The organism is Streptomyces sp. NPDC030021 (assembly GCF_055574035.1).
In genome coordinates this window covers 120,853-136,177 of sequence record NZ_JBVIAH010000007.1, presented here as the reverse complement: position 1 = coordinate 136,177, position 15,325 = coordinate 120,853, and the positions used below count along the sequence as shown (strand labels likewise).

12 protein-coding genes are annotated in these 15,325 nt (G+C 70.4%); 11 read left to right on the top strand and 1 reads right to left on the bottom strand.

The window, feature by feature from the left end:
• Positions 1–131 precede the first annotated feature (131 nt).
• The 11 genes from uvrC to pgi all read left to right on the top strand — a co-directional run bounded on the left by uvrC (position 132) and on the right by pgi (position 14,298).
• Entirely contained in the window at positions 132–2,141 is a 2,010-nt protein-coding gene (uvrC, locus tag ACZ4YL_RS15885) for an excinuclease ABC subunit UvrC (protein ID WP_468116943.1), read from the top strand.
• Positions 2,138–3,085 carry an RNase adapter RapZ gene (gene rapZ, locus ACZ4YL_RS15880; RefSeq protein ID WP_030009073.1) on the top strand — a complete coding sequence of 316 codons (948 nt, stop codon included), beginning with the start codon at positions 2,138–2,140 and terminating at the stop codon, positions 3,083–3,085. Before uvrC ends, rapZ begins: the two co-directional genes overlap by 4 nt.
• On the top strand, positions 3,082–4,146 hold the full coding sequence (locus ACZ4YL_RS15875) for a gluconeogenesis factor YvcK family protein (protein ID WP_030009074.1): 1,065 nt from the start codon (positions 3,082–3,084) through the stop codon (positions 4,144–4,146). The genes rapZ and ACZ4YL_RS15875 overlap by 4 nt, the downstream gene beginning before the upstream one ends.
• Positions 4,137–5,132, top strand: a complete 996-nt coding sequence (gene whiA, locus ACZ4YL_RS15870) for a DNA-binding protein WhiA (RefSeq protein WP_030009075.1) — start codon at positions 4,137–4,139, stop codon at positions 5,130–5,132. The genes ACZ4YL_RS15875 and whiA overlap by 10 nt, the downstream gene beginning before the upstream one ends.
• 153 nt (positions 5,133–5,285) lie before the next feature.
• Positions 5,286–8,246 carry a M14 family metallopeptidase gene (locus ACZ4YL_RS15865; RefSeq protein WP_468116942.1) on the top strand — a complete coding sequence of 987 codons (2,961 nt, stop codon included), beginning with the start codon at positions 5,286–5,288 and terminating at the stop codon, positions 8,244–8,246.
• 232 nt (positions 8,247–8,478) lie between these two features.
• On the top strand, positions 8,479–9,486 hold the full coding sequence (gap, locus tag ACZ4YL_RS15860; RefSeq protein WP_030009077.1) for a type I glyceraldehyde-3-phosphate dehydrogenase: 1,008 nt from the start codon (positions 8,479–8,481) through the stop codon (positions 9,484–9,486).
• Between the two features lie 131 nt (positions 9,487–9,617).
• Positions 9,618–10,832 carry a phosphoglycerate kinase gene (locus ACZ4YL_RS15855; RefSeq protein ID WP_468116941.1) on the top strand — a complete coding sequence of 405 codons (1,215 nt, stop codon included), beginning with the start codon at positions 9,618–9,620 and terminating at the stop codon, positions 10,830–10,832.
• Between the two features lie 6 nt (positions 10,833–10,838).
• Positions 10,839–11,615: a triose-phosphate isomerase gene (gene tpiA / locus ACZ4YL_RS15850; protein ID WP_468116940.1), complete on the top strand. Its 777-nt coding sequence runs from the start codon at positions 10,839–10,841 to the stop codon at positions 11,613–11,615.
• Positions 11,616–11,745: 130 nt separating this feature from the next.
• Complete coding sequence (gene secG, locus ACZ4YL_RS15845) at positions 11,746–11,976, top strand: preprotein translocase subunit SecG (protein WP_030009080.1); 231 nt, start codon at positions 11,746–11,748, stop codon at positions 11,974–11,976.
• Positions 11,977–12,157: 181 nt separating this feature from the next.
• Positions 12,158–12,493 carry an RNA polymerase-binding protein RbpA gene (locus tag ACZ4YL_RS15840; RefSeq protein ID WP_010352468.1) on the top strand — a complete coding sequence of 112 codons (336 nt, stop codon included), beginning with the start codon at positions 12,158–12,160 and terminating at the stop codon, positions 12,491–12,493.
• A gap of 149 nt (positions 12,494–12,642) precedes the next feature.
• A complete protein-coding gene (pgi, locus tag ACZ4YL_RS15835) occupies positions 12,643–14,298 on the top strand; it encodes a glucose-6-phosphate isomerase (RefSeq protein WP_468117263.1) in 1,656 nt (551 codons plus the stop codon).
• Positions 14,299–14,361: 63 nt separating this feature from the next.
• Here the strand turns inward: pgi and pgl are convergent, their stop codons facing one another.
• Positions 14,362–15,144, bottom strand: coding sequence for a 6-phosphogluconolactonase (gene pgl, locus ACZ4YL_RS15830; RefSeq protein WP_468116939.1), 783 nt, complete (start codon positions 15,142–15,144; stop codon positions 14,362–14,364).
• Positions 15,145–15,325 lie beyond the last annotated feature (181 nt).

The following is a 15,325-nucleotide window of genomic DNA, read 5'->3' as shown; positions in this document are numbered from 1 at the left end:
TCAGCCCGTCCGGCGTTTGAGGACCGGGTCCCGGGCGGAGCCCGGAAGGCCCGCGGGGCCCCCGCCCGGATCCGTACACCGCGCCGGAGGCGTACGGTTCGTTGTCGGTGCGCGCAAGTAGGGTGGTTGGCATGGCCGACCCTTCCAGTTACCGCCCCGAGCCGGGACAGATCCCGGACTCCCCGGGGGTCTACAAGTTCCGCGACGAACACCGCCGGGTGATCTACGTCGGGAAGGCCAAGAGCCTGCGCCAGCGCCTGGGCAGCTACTTCCAGGACATCGCCGGCCTGCACCCCCGTACCGCCACCATGGTGACCACGGCCGCCTCCGTCGAGTGGACCGTGGTGTCTACCGAGGTCGAGGCGCTCCAGCTGGAGTACTCGTGGATCAAGGAGTTCGACCCCCGGTTCAACGTCAAGTACCGGGACGACAAGAGCTACCCCTCCCTCGCCGTCACCCTGAATGAGGAGTACCCGCGGGTCCAGGTCATGCGCGGGCCCAAGAAGAAGGGCGTGCGCTACTTCGGTCCGTACGGGCACGCCTGGGCCATCCGCGAGACCGTCGACCTGATGCTCCGGGTGTTCCCGGTCCGGACCTGCTCCGCGGGCGTGTTCAAGCGCTCCGCCCAGATCGGCCGGCCCTGCCTGCTCGGCTACATCGGCAAGTGCTCCGCCCCCTGCGTCGGCAGGGTCACCCCCGAGGAGCACCGCGAACTGGCCGAGGACTTCTGCGACTTCATGGTCGGCCGCACCGGCACCTACCTCTCCCGGCTGGAGAAGGAGATGCACGCGGCGGCCGAGGAGATGGAGTACGAGAAGGCCGCCCGGCTGCGCGACGACATCGGGGCGCTGCGCCGGGCGATGGAGAAGAACGCCGTGGTGCTCGCCGACGCCACCGACGCCGACCTGATCGCCGTGGCCGAGGACGAGCTCGAAGCCGCGGTGCAGATCTTCCACGTCCGCGGCGGCCGGGTCCGCGGCCAGCGCGGCTGGGTCACCGACAAGGTCGAGGCCGTCGACACGGCCGGGCTCGTCGAGCACGCCCTCCAGCAGCTGTACGGCGAGGAGAAGGGCGAGGCCGTGCCCAAGGAGGTGCTGGTCCCGGCCCTCCCCGAGGACACGCCGACACTGAGCCAGTGGCTCGCCGAGCGCCGGGGGTCCCAGGTCAGCCTGCGGATACCGCAGCGCGGCGACAAGAAGGCCCTGATGGAGACCGTCCACCGCAACGCGCTGCAGTCCCTCGCCCTGCACAAGACCAAGCGCGCCAGCGACCTCACCACCCGCTCCCGGGCCCTGGAGGAGATCGCCGAGGCGCTGGACCTCGACAGCGCCCCGCTGCGCATCGAGTGCTTCGACATCTCCCACCTGCAGGGTGACGACGTCGTCGCGTCGATGGTCGTCTTCGAGGACGGGCTGGCCCGCAAGAGCGAGTACCGGCGCTTCCAGATCAAATCGTTCGAGGGGCAGGACGACGTCCGCTCCATGCACGAGGTGGTCTCACGGCGCTTCCGCCGCTACCTCCAGGAGAAGCTGAAGACCGGCGAGTGGGAGGCGGAGGAGGGCGAGGGAGCGGTCCCCGAGGACGACGGGCGGCCCAAGCGGTTCGCGTACCCGCCCCAGCTCGTCGTGGTCGACGGCGGGCAGCCGCAGGTCGCCGCCGCCAAGCGGGCCCTGGAGGAGCTCGGGATCGACGACGTCGCCGTGTGCGGTCTGGCCAAGCGGCTGGAGGAGGTCTGGCTGCCCGGCGAGGACGACCCCGTCGTGCTCCCGCGCACCAGCGAGGGCCTCTACCTGCTCCAGCGGGTCCGTGACGAAGCCCACCGGTTCGCCATCCAGTACCAGCGCAACAAGCGCGGCAAGCGCCTGAAATCCGGCCCGCTGGACGAGGTGTCCGGCCTCGGCGAGAGCCGCAAGCAGGCCTTGATCAAGCACTTCGGTTCGGTGAAGAAGCTGAGACAGGCGACAATCGACCAGATCTGCGAGGTCCCGGGCATAGGCCGAAAGACGGCCGAGACCGTGGCCGCGGCCCTCGCCCAGGCGGTTCCCGCTGGTCCTGCCGTCAACACGGCCACAGGAGAGATCATTGAGGATGAGAACCCCGCGCCCGCGGGAGCATCGTCCGAACGGGGGACCGAGCAATGACCGAGCACGAGACCGCGCACGACCGAGACGGAGCACAGGTGAGTACGGGCACGACAGTGGAGCCCGGCGAGACCGCCGAGGCGGCCATCCCCGAGCTGGTGATCATCTCCGGCATGTCCGGGGCCGGCCGCAGTACGGCGGCGAAGTGTCTGGAGGACCTCGGCTGGTTCGTCGTCGACAACCTCCCGCCGGCCCTGATCCCGACCATGGTCGAGCTCGGCGCCCGCTCCCAGGGCAACGTGGCCCGCATCGCCGTCGTCGTCGACGTCCGCGGCCGCCAGTTCTTCGACGCCCTGCGCGAGTCCCTCGCCGACCTCGACAGCAAGGGCGTCACCCGCCGCATCGTCTTCCTGGAGTCCTCCGACGACGCGCTGGTCCGCCGCTTCGAGTCGGTCCGCCGCCCGCACCCGCTCCAGGGCGACGGGCGCATCACCGACGGCATCGCCGCCGAGCGCGACCTGCTGCGCGAGCTGCGCGGCGACGCCGACCTGGTGATCGACACCTCCAGCCTGAACGTGCACGAGCTGCGCGCGAAGATGGACGCCCAGTTCGCCGGGGACGAGGAGCCCGAGCTGCGGGCCACCGTCATGTCCTTCGGCTACAAGTACGGCCTCCCCGTCGACGCCGACCTCGTCGTCGACTGCCGCTTCATTCCCAACCCGCACTGGGTCCCGGAGCTGCGCCCCTTCACCGGGCTCAACGAGGAGGTGTCGGGGTACGTCTTCAGCCAGCCCGGCGCCAAGGAGTTCCTCGACCGCTACACCGAGCTGCTCCAGCTCATCGCCACCGGCTACCGCCGCGAGGGCAAGCGGTACGTGACCATCGCGGTCGGCTGCACGGGCGGCAAGCACCGCAGCGTGGCCATGTCCGAGAAGCTCGCCGCCCGCCTCGCCTCCGAGGGAGTCGAGACCGTCGTAGTCCACCGGGACATGGGGCGCGAGTGACCGCACGGACCCCGCGGCTGAGCCGCCTGCGCCGCCTCACCCCGGGCCGGGGCGAGGACGGCGCGGGCCGCTCCGGCCGCTCCGGCCGCCGGCGCGGCGCCACGCCCAAGGTGGTGGCGCTCGGCGGCGGCCAGGGCCTGTCGGCCTCCCTCGCCGCCCTGCGCCGGATCACCGGTGACCTCACCGCCGTGGTCACCGTCGCCGACGACGGCGGTTCCAGCGGCCGGCTCCGGGAGGAGCTCGGCGTGCTCCCGCCCGGCGACCTGCGCAAGGCACTGGCCGCGCTGTGCGGTGACGACGACTGGGGCCAGACCTGGGCCCGGGTCATCCAGCACCGCTTCCAGTCCGAGGGCGATCTGCACGGGCACGCGGTCGGCAACCTGCTGATCGTTGCCCTGTGGGAACAGCTCGGCGACCCCGTCCAGGCCCTCGACCTGGTCGGGAAGCTGCTCGGGGCACAGGGCCGGGTGCTGCCCATGTCTGCGGTGCCGCTGGAGCTGCAGGCCCTGGTCAGGGGGCACGACCCGGCCCGCCCCGAGGACGTGGACACCGTCCGCGGGCAGGCCACGGTGGCGCTGACCCCGGGCGAGGTGCTCTCCGTACAGGTGGTGCCGAGCGACCCGCCGGCCGTGCCGGAGGCCGTCGCGGCCGTCCTGGACGCCGACTGGGTGGTGCTCGGTCCGGGGTCCTGGTTCTCCTCGGTCATTCCGCACCTGCTGGTGCCGGAACTGCTGGACGCGCTGATGGAGACGAAGGCCCGGCGGGTCCTCTCGCTGAACCTCGCGCCGCAGCCCGGCGAAACAGAGGGCTTCTCTCCGCAGCGTCATTTGGAGGTTTTGGCCCGACACGCCCCTAAACTCGCCCTGGACGTGGTGCTGGCCGACGAGGCCGCCGTGCCCGACCGCGAGTCCCTCGCCGATGCCGCGAAACGGTTCGGTGCCGCGGTCGAGCTGGCGCCCGTGGCCAGGCAGGACGGCTCTCCGAAGCACGACCCGGAGCTGCTGGCCGCCGCGTACGACCGTATTTTTCGGATGCATGGAAGGATCGGCCCATGGCGATGACGCCTGCGGTGAAGGATGAGATCTCCCGCCTGCCCGTCACCCGGACCTGCTGCAGGAAGGCGGAGGTTTCGGCGATCCTTCGGTTCGCGGGCGGGCTGCACCTGGTGAGCGGCCGCATCGTCATCGAGGCGGAGCTGGACACGGGGATCGCCGCCAGACGCCTGCGCAAGGACATCCTGGAGATCTTCGGCCATTCCTCGGACCTGGTGGTGATGGCCCCGGGCGGACTGCGCCGCGGCAGCCGCTACGTGGTCCGCGTCGTGGCCGGCGGTGACCAGCTGGCGCGCCAGACGGGCCTCGTGGACGGCCGCGGCCGGCCCATCCGGGGTCTTCCCCCGCAGGTGGTCTCCGGGGCCACCTGCGACGCGGAGGCGGCCTGGCGCGGCGCCTTCCTGGCCCACGGCTCGCTCACCGAGCCGGGCCGGTCCTCCTCCCTGGAGGTCACCTGCCCCGGCCCGGAGGCCGCCCTGGCCCTGGTGGGCGCCGCCCGCAGGCTGTCCATCGCCGCCAAGGCGCGCGAGGTGCGCGGAGTGGACCGGGTCGTGGTCCGCGACGGCGACGCGATCGGCGCCCTGCTGACCCGGCTCGGCGCGCACGAGTCGGTGCTGGCCTGGGAGGAGCGGCGGATGCGGCGCGAGGTCCGCGCCACCGCCAACCGCCTGGCCAACTTCGACGACGCCAACCTGCGCCGCTCGGCGCGGGCCGCCGTGGCCGCCGGAGCCCGCGTGCAGCGCGCGCTGGAGATCCTCGGCGAGGAGGTCCCCGAGCACCTGGCCGCGGCCGGCCGGCTGCGCATGGAGCACAAGCAGGCCTCCCTGGAGGAGCTGGGCGCGCTCGCCGACCCGCCGCTGACCAAGGACGCGGTCGCCGGCCGGATCCGCCGCCTGCTGGCGATGGCCGACAAGCGGGCCCAGGACCTCGGCATCCCGGGCACCGAGTCGAACCTCGACCTCAGCGAGGAGATGGCCGACAACATGGCCGGCTGACCGGACCGGCAGTCCGTTTCCGGATTCGGCCGAAGGGGCTCGCGCGATCACTCGTGCGGGCCCCTTTGCCGCACGCCCCATTGACATGAGCATGGGCCGGTCTTGAGTCTGGCGTCCGAACGCTTTCGTGGCAGACGACGCCCAGGGGGGCACATGAGTCACCGCGCGAGATCGATCCTCGCCGCAAGCGCACTCGTCTTCGGAACCACACTCGCCGTGCTACCCGCCGCGGCACAGGCCCAGCCGGGACCCGGCGCCGCATCCGGCGCCGACGAGGTACGGGTCTACGACGCCGACATCACCCGGGAACAGGTCCCGCTCGTCCTCGCCGCGGGGCAGGACGCGCACGAGCTCACCGAGCGGGCCCCGGAGACCGGAACCGCCCGGGTCGAGCTCTTCCTCAGCGGCGGCCAGGCCGAGGAACTCGCGGCCCAGGGCGTCAAGCTGGCCGAGCGCAAGGTCCCCGCCCAGGGCCTCGCCCGTGCCAAGGCCGCCGGGGACGGGGTGTTCCGCCCGTACAGCGGCAAGGGCGGCCTCCAGGAGGAGATCCTGCGGACCGCCCAGGAGAACCCGGGGCTCACCAAGGTCGTCTCCATCGGCAAGACCGTCCAGGGCAAGGACATCCTCGCCCTGAAGGTCAGCAAGAACGCCAAGAAGACCAAGGACGGCGACAAGCCGTCGGTCCTCTACATGTCCAACCAGCACGCCCGTGAGTGGATCACCCCCGAGATGACCCGGCGGCTGATGCACCACACCCTCGACAACTACGGCAAGGACCCCAGGATCACCAAGCTGGTGGACTCCAGCGAGCTGTGGTTCCTGCTCTCCGCCAACCCGGACGGGTACGACTACACGCACGCCGCCGACGGCCAGCGGCTGTGGCGCAAAAACCTGCGCGACAACAACGGCGACGGGAAGACCGGACCCGGCGACGGGGTCGACCTCAACCGGAACTTCGCCTTCAAGTGGGGCTACGACAACGAGGGCTCCTCACCGACCCAGTCGAACGAGACCTACCGCGGCCCGAGCGCCTCCTCCGAGCCCGAAACCGTCGCCCTCGACCGCTTCGAGAAGCGCATCGGCTTCGAGTACGCCATCAACTACCACTCCGCCGCCGAGCTCCTCCTCTACGGCGTGGGCTGGCAGGTCGCCACCCCCACCCCCGACGACGTCGCCTACAAGGCGCTCGCCGGCACCCCGGAGAACCCCGCCGTCCCGGGCTACTACCCGCAGGTGTCCTCCGAGCTCTACACCACCAACGGCGAGGCCGACGGCCACGCCTCCAACGTCAACGGCATCATGATGTTCACGCCGGAGATGACCACCTGCCAGACCGCCTCGGCGAGCGACCCGAACGACCAGTGGAAGCCCGAGGACTGCGCCTCCGGCTTCAACTTCCCGGACGACGAGAAGCTCATCCAGGCGGAGTTCGCCAAGAACGTCCCCTTCGCGCTCTCCGTCGGCGAGAGCGCCGCGACCCCGGACCGTCCGAAGTCCTCGCTGGGCCTGAGCGCCGCCGACTTCACCGTGGACGCCTTCGCCACCTCCTACGCCGCCCGCGGCGAGGACCAGACGGTCTCCGTCACGGCCCGCAAGGCGCTGAAGGACAAGGAACTCAACTTCCGGATCAACGGCGGCCGCACGCACGACGAGGACCTGGGGCCCTGGAAGGGCGGCGAGGTCTACGGCGGCGACGACAACAACTGGTTCGACGAGTACCGCGCCGAGGTCGACGGCGCGAAGCCCGGCGACAAGGTCGAGGTCTGGTTCACCGGCCGCGACCGCTCCGGCAAGCAGGTCTCCAGCGAGCACTTCACGTACACGGTGGCCGAGCGGCCGCGCGCGGACGTCCTGGTGATCGCGGAAGAGGGGGCAAGGGCCCAGTACGCCCAGACCTACGTCGACGCCCTGCGCGCCAACGGCAAATCCGCTGCGGTCTGGGACGTCGCCGTCCAGGGCACCCCGCACCACCTCGGCGTCCTCTCCCACTTCGGCACGGCCGTCCACTACACGGGGGCCAAGACCCCGGGCGGCGAGACCCAGTTGGCGGTGCGCGACTTCCTGAACGAGGGCGGCAAGCTGATCGAGGCCGGTGAGCTGGCGGGCGGCAACGCCCAGGTCGGCCGCGCCGTGACCAACGACTTCAGCCAGTACTGGCTCGGCGCGTACAGCCGGACGAGCACCCCCGGAGCCACCGGCTTCGCCGGCGCCGGCGCCCTGAACGGCGCGCGGGGCAGCGTCGGGGACGCCGCGGGCAACCCGCTGAACGCCCCCGGCGGGTACACCGTGACCTCCGAGACCCTGGCGCCCGCGCAGTTCCCGCAGTTCAAGAGCGCCCAGGCGGGAGCCTTCACCGGGGTCGTGAACCCGTACGCCCCCTACGCCGGCATCGGCATGGCCGCGGCCCTGCACGCCGACGACGACTGGAAGCGCCTCGTCCGTACGATCGACCTCACCGGGGTCACCGCGGCCGACCAGCCGCAGCTGAAGCTGGCGCTCAACTGGAACGTCGAGGAGGGCTACGACCACGCCGCGCTGGAGGCCCGGACCGCGGGCGGCGACGACTGGACCACCCTGCCGGACACGGGCGGCCTGAGCAGTTCCACCGTCCCGGAGGAGTGCGCGGCCGGGTTCTTCGTCAACGGACACCCGTTCCTGCGCCGCTACCTCACGCTCGACGCCGGCGGCTGCACCCCGCAGGGCACCAGCGGCAAGTGGAACAGCTTCACCGGCTCCTCCGGCGGCTGGAAGCAGGTCTCCTTCGACCTGAGCGCCTACGCCGGCAAGAGCGTTGAGCTCTCGCTCTCCTACATCACCGACCCGGGCTCGGGCGGCCGCGGCGTCTTCGCGGACGAGGCGCGCCTCTCCGTCAAGGGCGCGGACCAGCCCGCAGAGGGATTCGAGACGTCCCTCGGGGCCTGGACGGCGCAGGCCGCACCGGCCGGAAGCCCCGAAGTCCCCGGTGACTGGGCCCGGTCCGGGGAACTGTTCAAGTCCTACGCTGCGGTCACCACGCGTGACACGGTGTTGCTGGGCTTCGGCCTGGAGCACATGCCCACCGCGGCGGACCGTGCCCTACTCGTCGGTAAGGCGCTGCGCACACTGCACCGCTGATCTGAGGCCCGGCCGTCACTCACCCTGAGTGACGAGGGCCGAAGTCCGGGGGTCCCGTTCCGGAGTGTCCGGAACGGGACCCTCGCGGGAGTACCCCCGGGAAGTAGGGGGAGTGTCAGGCCCCGACCGATGTCACCCAAAAGCTCACGGAGAGGTAGGGTCGTAAGCGGTCGGGGACATCCCATACAGCTCGCCGGCGCTTTTACCGGCGCACCAACGAGGAGATCGGTTCGTGACGATCCGCGTAGGCATCAACGGTTTTGGCCGAATTGGCCGTAACTATTTCCGGGCGCTCCTGGAGCAGGGAGCGGACATCGAGATCGTCGGTGTCAACGACCTGACTGACAACGCGACCCTGGTGCATCTGCTCAAGTACGACACCATCCTGGGCCGCCTCAAGGCCGAGGTCTCCCACACCGACGACAGCATCACCGTCGGCGGCCAGACCTTCAAGACCTTCGCCGAGCGTGACCCCGCCAACCTCCCCTGGGGCGAGCTGGGCGCCGACATCGTCATCGAGTCGACCGGCATCTTCACGAAGAAGGCCGACGCCGCCAAGCACATCGCCGCGGGCGCGAAGAAGGTCCTCATCTCGGCTCCGGCCAAGGACGAGGACATCACCATCGTGATGGGCGTCAACCACGACAAGTACGACGCGGCCAACCACCACGTCATCTCCAACGCCTCCTGCACCACCAACTGTGTGGCGCCGATGGCCAAGGTCCTCGACGAGAACTTCGGCATCGTCAAGGGCATGATGACGACGGTCCACGCGTACACGAACGACCAGCGCATCCTGGACTTCCCGCACTCGGACCTGCGCCGCGCCCGCGCCGCCGCCGAGAACATCATCCCGACCTCCACCGGTGCCGCCAAGGCCACCGCGCTGGTCCTCCCGCAGCTCAAGGGCAAGCTGGACGGCATCGCCATGCGCGTCCCGGTCCCGACCGGCTCGGTGACCGACCTGGTGCTGGAGCTCTCCCGCGAGACCACGGTGGAAGAGATCAACGCGGCCTTCCAGAAGGCTTCGGAGGGGCAGCTCAAGGGCATCCTCGACTACACCGAGGACGCGATCGTCTCTTCCGACATCGTGAACTGGCCCGCGTCCTGCACCTTCGACTCCTCCCTGACCATGGTTCAGGACGGTACGCAGGTCAAGGTCGTCGGCTGGTACGACAACGAGTGGGGCTACTCCAACCGTCTCGTCGACCTCACCGTCTTCGTCGGCGGTCAGCTCTAAAAACGTAGGGCAAGGCACCACGATGTGAAGCACAGGGTCCGAGCAGCGCGACGAAGCGCCGCACGGGCCCTGTTGCTTGCCTCGTTATCCTTCCTCGCCCTTCGAGTGAAGGCTCAAAGGAGTAGAAATACATGAAGACGATCGATGAACTGCTCGCCGAAGGCGTCAAGGGCAAGCGGGTCTTCGTCCGCGCGGACCTGAACGTCCCGCTGGCCGAGGGCACCATCACCGACGACGGCCGCATCCGCGCCGTCCAGCCCACGATCGCGAAGCTCGCCGAAGCCGGCGCCCGCGTCATCGTGGCCTCGCATCTGGGCCGTCCCAAGGGCGCCGGCGTCGAGCCGGCGTTCTCGCTCGCCCCGGCCGCCGCGCGCCTGGGCGAACTGCTCGGTGCGGACGTGGCGTTCGCCACCGACACCGTCGGCGCCTCCGCCAAGGAGACCGTCGCGGCCCTGACCGACGGTCAGGTCGCCGTCATCGAGAACCTGCGCTTCAACGCCGGTGAGACCTCGAAGGACGACGCCGAGCGCGGCGCCTTCGCGGACCAGCTCGCCGAGCTCGCCGACGTCTACGTGGGCGACGGCTTCGGCGCCGTGCACCGGAAGCACGCCTCGGTCTTCGACCTGCCCGCCCGCCTCCCGCGCGCGGCCGGCTACCTCATCGCCACCGAGGTCGGCGTCCTGAAGAAGCTGACCGCCGAGGTCGAGCGCCCGTACGTGGTGGTCCTGGGCGGCGCCAAGGTCTCCGACAAGCTCGCCGTCATCGACCAGCTGCTCGGCAAGGCCGACCGCATTCTCATCGGCGGCGGCATGGCCTACACCTTCCTCTACGCCAAGGGCTACGAGGTCGGCATCTCCCTGCTCCAGAAGGACCAGGTGGAGGTCGTCAAGGAGTACATGAAGCGCGCCGAGGACACCGGCGTCGAGCTGGTCCTCCCGGTCGACGTGCTGGTCTCCGCCGAGTTCCCGGACCTCAAGAAGAAGACCCCGGCCAACCCCGAGACCGTCGACGCGGACAAGATCCCCGCCGACCAGGAGGGCCTGGACATCGGCCCCAAGACGCGTGAGCTGTACGCGTCGAAGATCGCCGACGCCAAGACCGTCTTCTGGAACGGCCCGGTGGGCGTCTTCGAGCACCCCGACTACGCCAAGGGCACCGCAGCCATCGCCCAGGCCCTGCTCGACAGCAGCGCCTTCACCGTCGTCGGCGGTGGCGACAGCGCCGCCGCGGTCCGCATCCTGGGCTTCGACGAGAATGCATTCGGCCACATCTCGACCGGTGGCGGCGCCTCCCTCGAATACCTCGAGGGCAAGACGCTCCCCGGCCTCGCCGCCCTGGAGGGCTGAACCCGTATGACCACGCGCACCCCGCTCATGGCGGGCAACTGGAAGATGAACCTCAACCACCTCGAGGCCATCGCCCACGTCCAGAAGCTCGCCTTCGCCCTCGCCGACAAGGACTACGACGCCGTCGAGGTCGCGGTCCTGCCGCCCTTCGTCGACCTCCGCTCGGTCCAGACCCTGGTCGACGGCGACAAGCTGAAGATCAAGTACGGCGCCCAGGACATCTCCGCGCACGACTCCGGTGCCTACACCGGTGAGATCTCCGGCCCGATGCTGTCGAAGCTGAAGTGCACGTTCGTGGCCGTCGGCCACAGCGAGCGCCGCCAGTACCACGGCGAGAGCGACGAGATCTGCAACGCCAAGGTCAAGGCCGCCTTCCGGCACGGGATCACCCCGATCCTGTGCGTCGGGGAGGGCCTGGACATCCGCAAGGCCGGCCAGCAGGTCCCCTACACGCTGAGCCAGCTCGACGGCGGCCTGGAAGGCGTCCCGGCCGACCAGGTCGAGTCCATCGTGATCGCCTACGAGCCCGTCTGGGCCATCGGGACCGGCGAGGTCGCCACCCCCGACGACGCCCAGGAGGTCTGCGGGGCGATCCGCGGCCGCCTCGCCGAGCTGTACTCGCAGGAGCTGGCCGACAAGGTCCGCATCCAGTACGGCGGCTCCGTGAAGTCCGGAAACATCGCGGCGATCATGGCCCAGCCGGACGTCGACGGCGCCCTGATCGGCGGCGCGGCACTGGACGCGGACGAGTTCGTCAAGATCGTCCGCTTCCGCGACCAGTGAGTATGCGGTAGGGCGGATCCGTCGTACCCTTGCGGGGGCCAGAGGCTGATGCATCAGCCCCTGGCCCCCGTGCACATCTCGCAAAGCCGGAAAGCCCGAAAAAGCCAGAAAGTAGGAATCAGCCGTGATTATGGGGTTCTCGATCGCCCTGATCGTCTTCAGCGCCCTGCTGATGCTGCTCGTGCTGATGCACAAGGGCAAGGGCGGCGGCCTCTCCGACATGTTCGGCGGCGGTATGCAGTCGTCGGTCGGCGGTTCCTCCGTCGCGGAGCGCAACCTGGACCGCATCACCGTGGTCGTCGGTCTGCTGTGGTTCGCGTGCATCGTCGCGCTCGGCCTGCTGACGAAGTCGAGCAGCTGACCGTTCTGGCCATTCCGGCAGTCCGGTCGGCACCGTCCGGCCTATCATGAGGGCTGGCGTTCATCGCGTGGAATCAGTAACTCCGCTCATTGGACGTGCGTTGGGCCTTACGTAGACTTGGGCGCTCCGCGGCGGAATTCCACTCACCTTCCGCGGCACCATCACGCAGGGAGTTACGACCGTGGCAAGTGGCAACGCGATCCGTGGTAGCCGGGTCGGAGCGGGGCCGATGGGTGAGGCGGAGCGCGGCGAGTCCGCGCCCCGTCTGCGCATCTCCTTCTGGTGCTCGAACGGGCACGAGACGCAGCCGAGCTTCGCCAGCGACGCGCAGGTGCCGGACACCTGGGACTGCCCGCGCTGCGGGTTCCCGGCCGGCCAGGACCGGGACAACCCGCCCGCGCCGCCGCGCACCGAGCCGTACAAGACGCACCTGGCGTACGTACGGGAACGGCGCTCGGACGCCGACGGCGAGGCGATCCTGGCCGAGGCGCTCGCCAAGCTCCGCGGCGAGATCTGAGACGGCCCGAAGCATGTGACACGAGGCCCGGTGACACAGGAACTTCTCCTGTGTCACCGGGCCTCTTTGTGTGCGTTCTGCCGCTTGTGATCCCTTAAGTTGGAGCCGGCGGGGCACGACAGGACGGAAGAAGTGGGTTGATGTCCGAGATGAATGCAGGCAGCTCTACGAAGCTGAACCGGACGCCGGAGTGGCGGGCACTCGGCAAGCACCGGGAGGAGTTCGGGCAGACGCATCTGCGCGAGCTGTTCGAGGAGAATCCCGGCCGCGGCTCCGGCTACACCCTGCAGGTCGGTGACCTGCACATCGACTACTCGAAGCACCTCGTCACCGACGAGACGCTCGCACTGCTCCGCGAACTGGCCGAGGCCACGGGCGTGGCCGGGCTGCGCGAGGCGATGTTCCGCGGCGAGAAGATCAACACGACCGAGGACCGGGCGGTGCTGCACACCGCTCTGCGCGCACCTGCGGACACGGTCGTCGAGGTGGACGGCGAGGACGTCGTCCCGGGCGTGCACGCCGTCCTCGACAAGATGGCGGCCTTCTCCGACCGGATCAGGTCGGGAGCGTGGACCGGCTTCACGGGCAAGCGCATCAAGAACGTCGTCAACATCGGCATCGGCGGCTCCGACCTCGGCCCGGCCATGGCGTACGAGGCCCTGCGGGCCTTCACCGACCGCGATCTGACGGTGCGCTTCGTGTCCAACGTCGACGGCGCGGACCTGCACGAGGCCGTGCGGGACCTGGACCCGGCCGAGACGCTGTTCATCATCGCCTCCAAGACCTTCACCACCATCGAGACCATCACCAACGCCACCTCGGCGCGCGGTTGGCTGCTCGCCGGGCTGGGCGGGGACCAGGCCGCCGTGGCCCGGCACTTCGTGGCGCTGTCGACCAATGCCGAGAAGGTCACCGACTTCGGCATCGATCCGGCCAATATGTTCGAGTTCTGGGACTGGGTCGGCGGACGCTACTCCCTCGACTCCGCCATCGGCCTCTCGCTGATGATCGCGATCGGCCCGGCCGCCTTCCGGGAGATGCTCGGCGGCTTCCACGCCATGGACGAGCACTTCCGCACGGCGCCCGTGCACGAGAACGCCCCGCTGCTGATGGGCCTGTTGGGGATCTGGTACAGCGCCTTCTTCGACGCCCAGTCGCACGCCGTGCTGCCGTACAGCCACTACCTCTCGCGCTTCACGGCGTACTTGCAGCAGCTCGACATGGAGTCCAACGGCAAGTCCGTGGACCGCGACGGCAATCCGGTGGAGTGGCAGACGGGCCCGGTGGTCTGGGGCACGCCCGGCACCAACGGGCAGCACGCCTACTACCAGTTGATCCACCAGGGCACCCGGATGATCCCCGCGGACTTCATCGGCTTCGCCCGGCCGGTGGCGGAGCTGGAGGCGGCCCCGGCGGCCCAGCACGACCTGCTGATGGCGAACTTCTTCGCACAGACCCAGGCGCTGGCCTTCGGCAAGACGGCGGACGAGGTGCGTGCCGAGGGCGCCCCGGAGTCGCTGGTCCCGCACAAGACCTTCCACGGGAACCACCCGACGACCACCATCCTGGCGGGAGAGCTCTCCCCGGCGGTGCTGGGCCAGCTGATCGCGCTCTACGAGCACAAGGTGTTCGTCCAGGGCGCGGTGTGGAACATCGACTCCTTCGACCAGTGGGGCGTCGAACTCGGCAAGGTGCTCGCCAAGCGCGTCGAGCCCGCGCTGAGCGAGGGGGCCGACGTGCCGGGGCTGGACGCCTCGACGAAGGCGCTGGTGGCCACGTACCGCAAGCTGCGCGGCCGTAGCTGACCCAGGTACGAGAAGGGCCCGCCTCCCGGTACAGGGAGGCGGGCCCTTCTGCGTCGGCCGTCGTCAGGAAGAGGCCGGGGGGTACATGCCGGCCGGGAGCTTGGCCGCCGCCGCGCGGTCCAGGAGCCACAGGGTGCGGGAGCGGCCGTACGCCGCCGCGGCCGGGGCCTGGACCTCGCCCGCGCCGCCGAGGGCCAGGGAGACCGCCCCGGCCTTGTCCTCACCCGCGGCCAGCAGCCAGACCTCACGGGCCGCCCGGATCGCCGGGAGCGTGAGCGAGATCCGGGTGGGCGGGGGCTTCGGGGCGCCGTGCACGCCGACCACCGTGCGCTCGGTCTCGCGGGCCGCCGGGTGCTCCGGGAACAGCGAGGCCACGTGCGTGTCCGGGCCCACGCCCAGCATCAGCACGTCGAACCGGGGGACCGGACCGTGGTCCTCCGGACCGGCCGCCTTCGCCAGCTCGGCCGCGTAGGAGGCCGCCGCGGCGTCCACGTCGCCGCCGTGCGGGCCGTCCGAGGCGGGCATCACGTGCACGCGGGCCGGGTCCACCGGGACCGCGTCCAGCAGGGCCTCGCGGGCCTGGGTGTGGTTGCGCTCGGGGTCGTCGGCGGGGACGTACCGCTCGTCGCCCCACCACAGGTCCAGCCGGGTCCAGTCGATCGCGTCCCGCGCCGGGGCGGCGGCCAGTGCCGCGAGCAGGCCGTTGCCGTTGCGTCCGCCGGTGAGGACGACGGACGCGGTGCCGCGGGCCGTCTGAGCGTCCACGATCTTCGTGATGAGCCGGGCCGCGGTGGCCTGGGCCATCAGTTCCTTGTCCCGGTGGACGACGACCTGGGGAGTCGTCATACCCATGTGCTGCCGCCTTCTTGGTTGTGCGGGTGGGATGCGGTGCGGGTGCCGCTGCGCGGAGCCGGTCCCCGCCCCGCCCTTTCGCCGTTTCCCGGGGCGCCGCCCCGGACCCCGCGCCTCAAACGCCGGCGGGCTGGATTTTCCAGCCCGCCGGCGTTTGAGGACCGGGTCCGGGCAG

Bases quoted from the DNA above. Each gene is read 5' to 3' on its own strand.
- secG (WP_030009080.1), top strand. From the start codon at position 11,746: ATGGGGTTCTCGATCGCCCTGATCGTCTTCAGCGCCCTGCTGATGCTG.
- whiA (WP_030009075.1), top strand. From the start codon at position 4,137: ATGGCGATGACGCCTGCGGTGAAGGATGAGATCTCCCGCCTGCCCGTC.
- ACZ4YL_RS15855 (WP_468116941.1), top strand. From the start codon at position 9,618: ATGAAGACGATCGATGAACTGCTCGCCGAAGGCGTCAAGGGCAAGCGG.
- pgi (WP_468117263.1), top strand. From the start codon at position 12,643: ATGAATGCAGGCAGCTCTACGAAGCTGAACCGGACGCCGGAGTGGCGG.
- ACZ4YL_RS15865 (WP_468116942.1), top strand. From the start codon at position 5,286: ATGAGTCACCGCGCGAGATCGATCCTCGCCGCAAGCGCACTCGTCTTC.
- pgl (WP_468116939.1), bottom strand. From the start codon at position 15,144: ATGACGACTCCCCAGGTCGTCGTCCACCGGGACAAGGAACTGATGGCC.
- rapZ (WP_030009073.1), top strand. From the start codon at position 2,138: ATGACCGAGCACGAGACCGCGCACGACCGAGACGGAGCACAGGTGAGT.
- tpiA (WP_468116940.1), top strand. From the start codon at position 10,839: ATGACCACGCGCACCCCGCTCATGGCGGGCAACTGGAAGATGAACCTC.
- uvrC (WP_468116943.1), top strand. From the start codon at position 132: ATGGCCGACCCTTCCAGTTACCGCCCCGAGCCGGGACAGATCCCGGAC.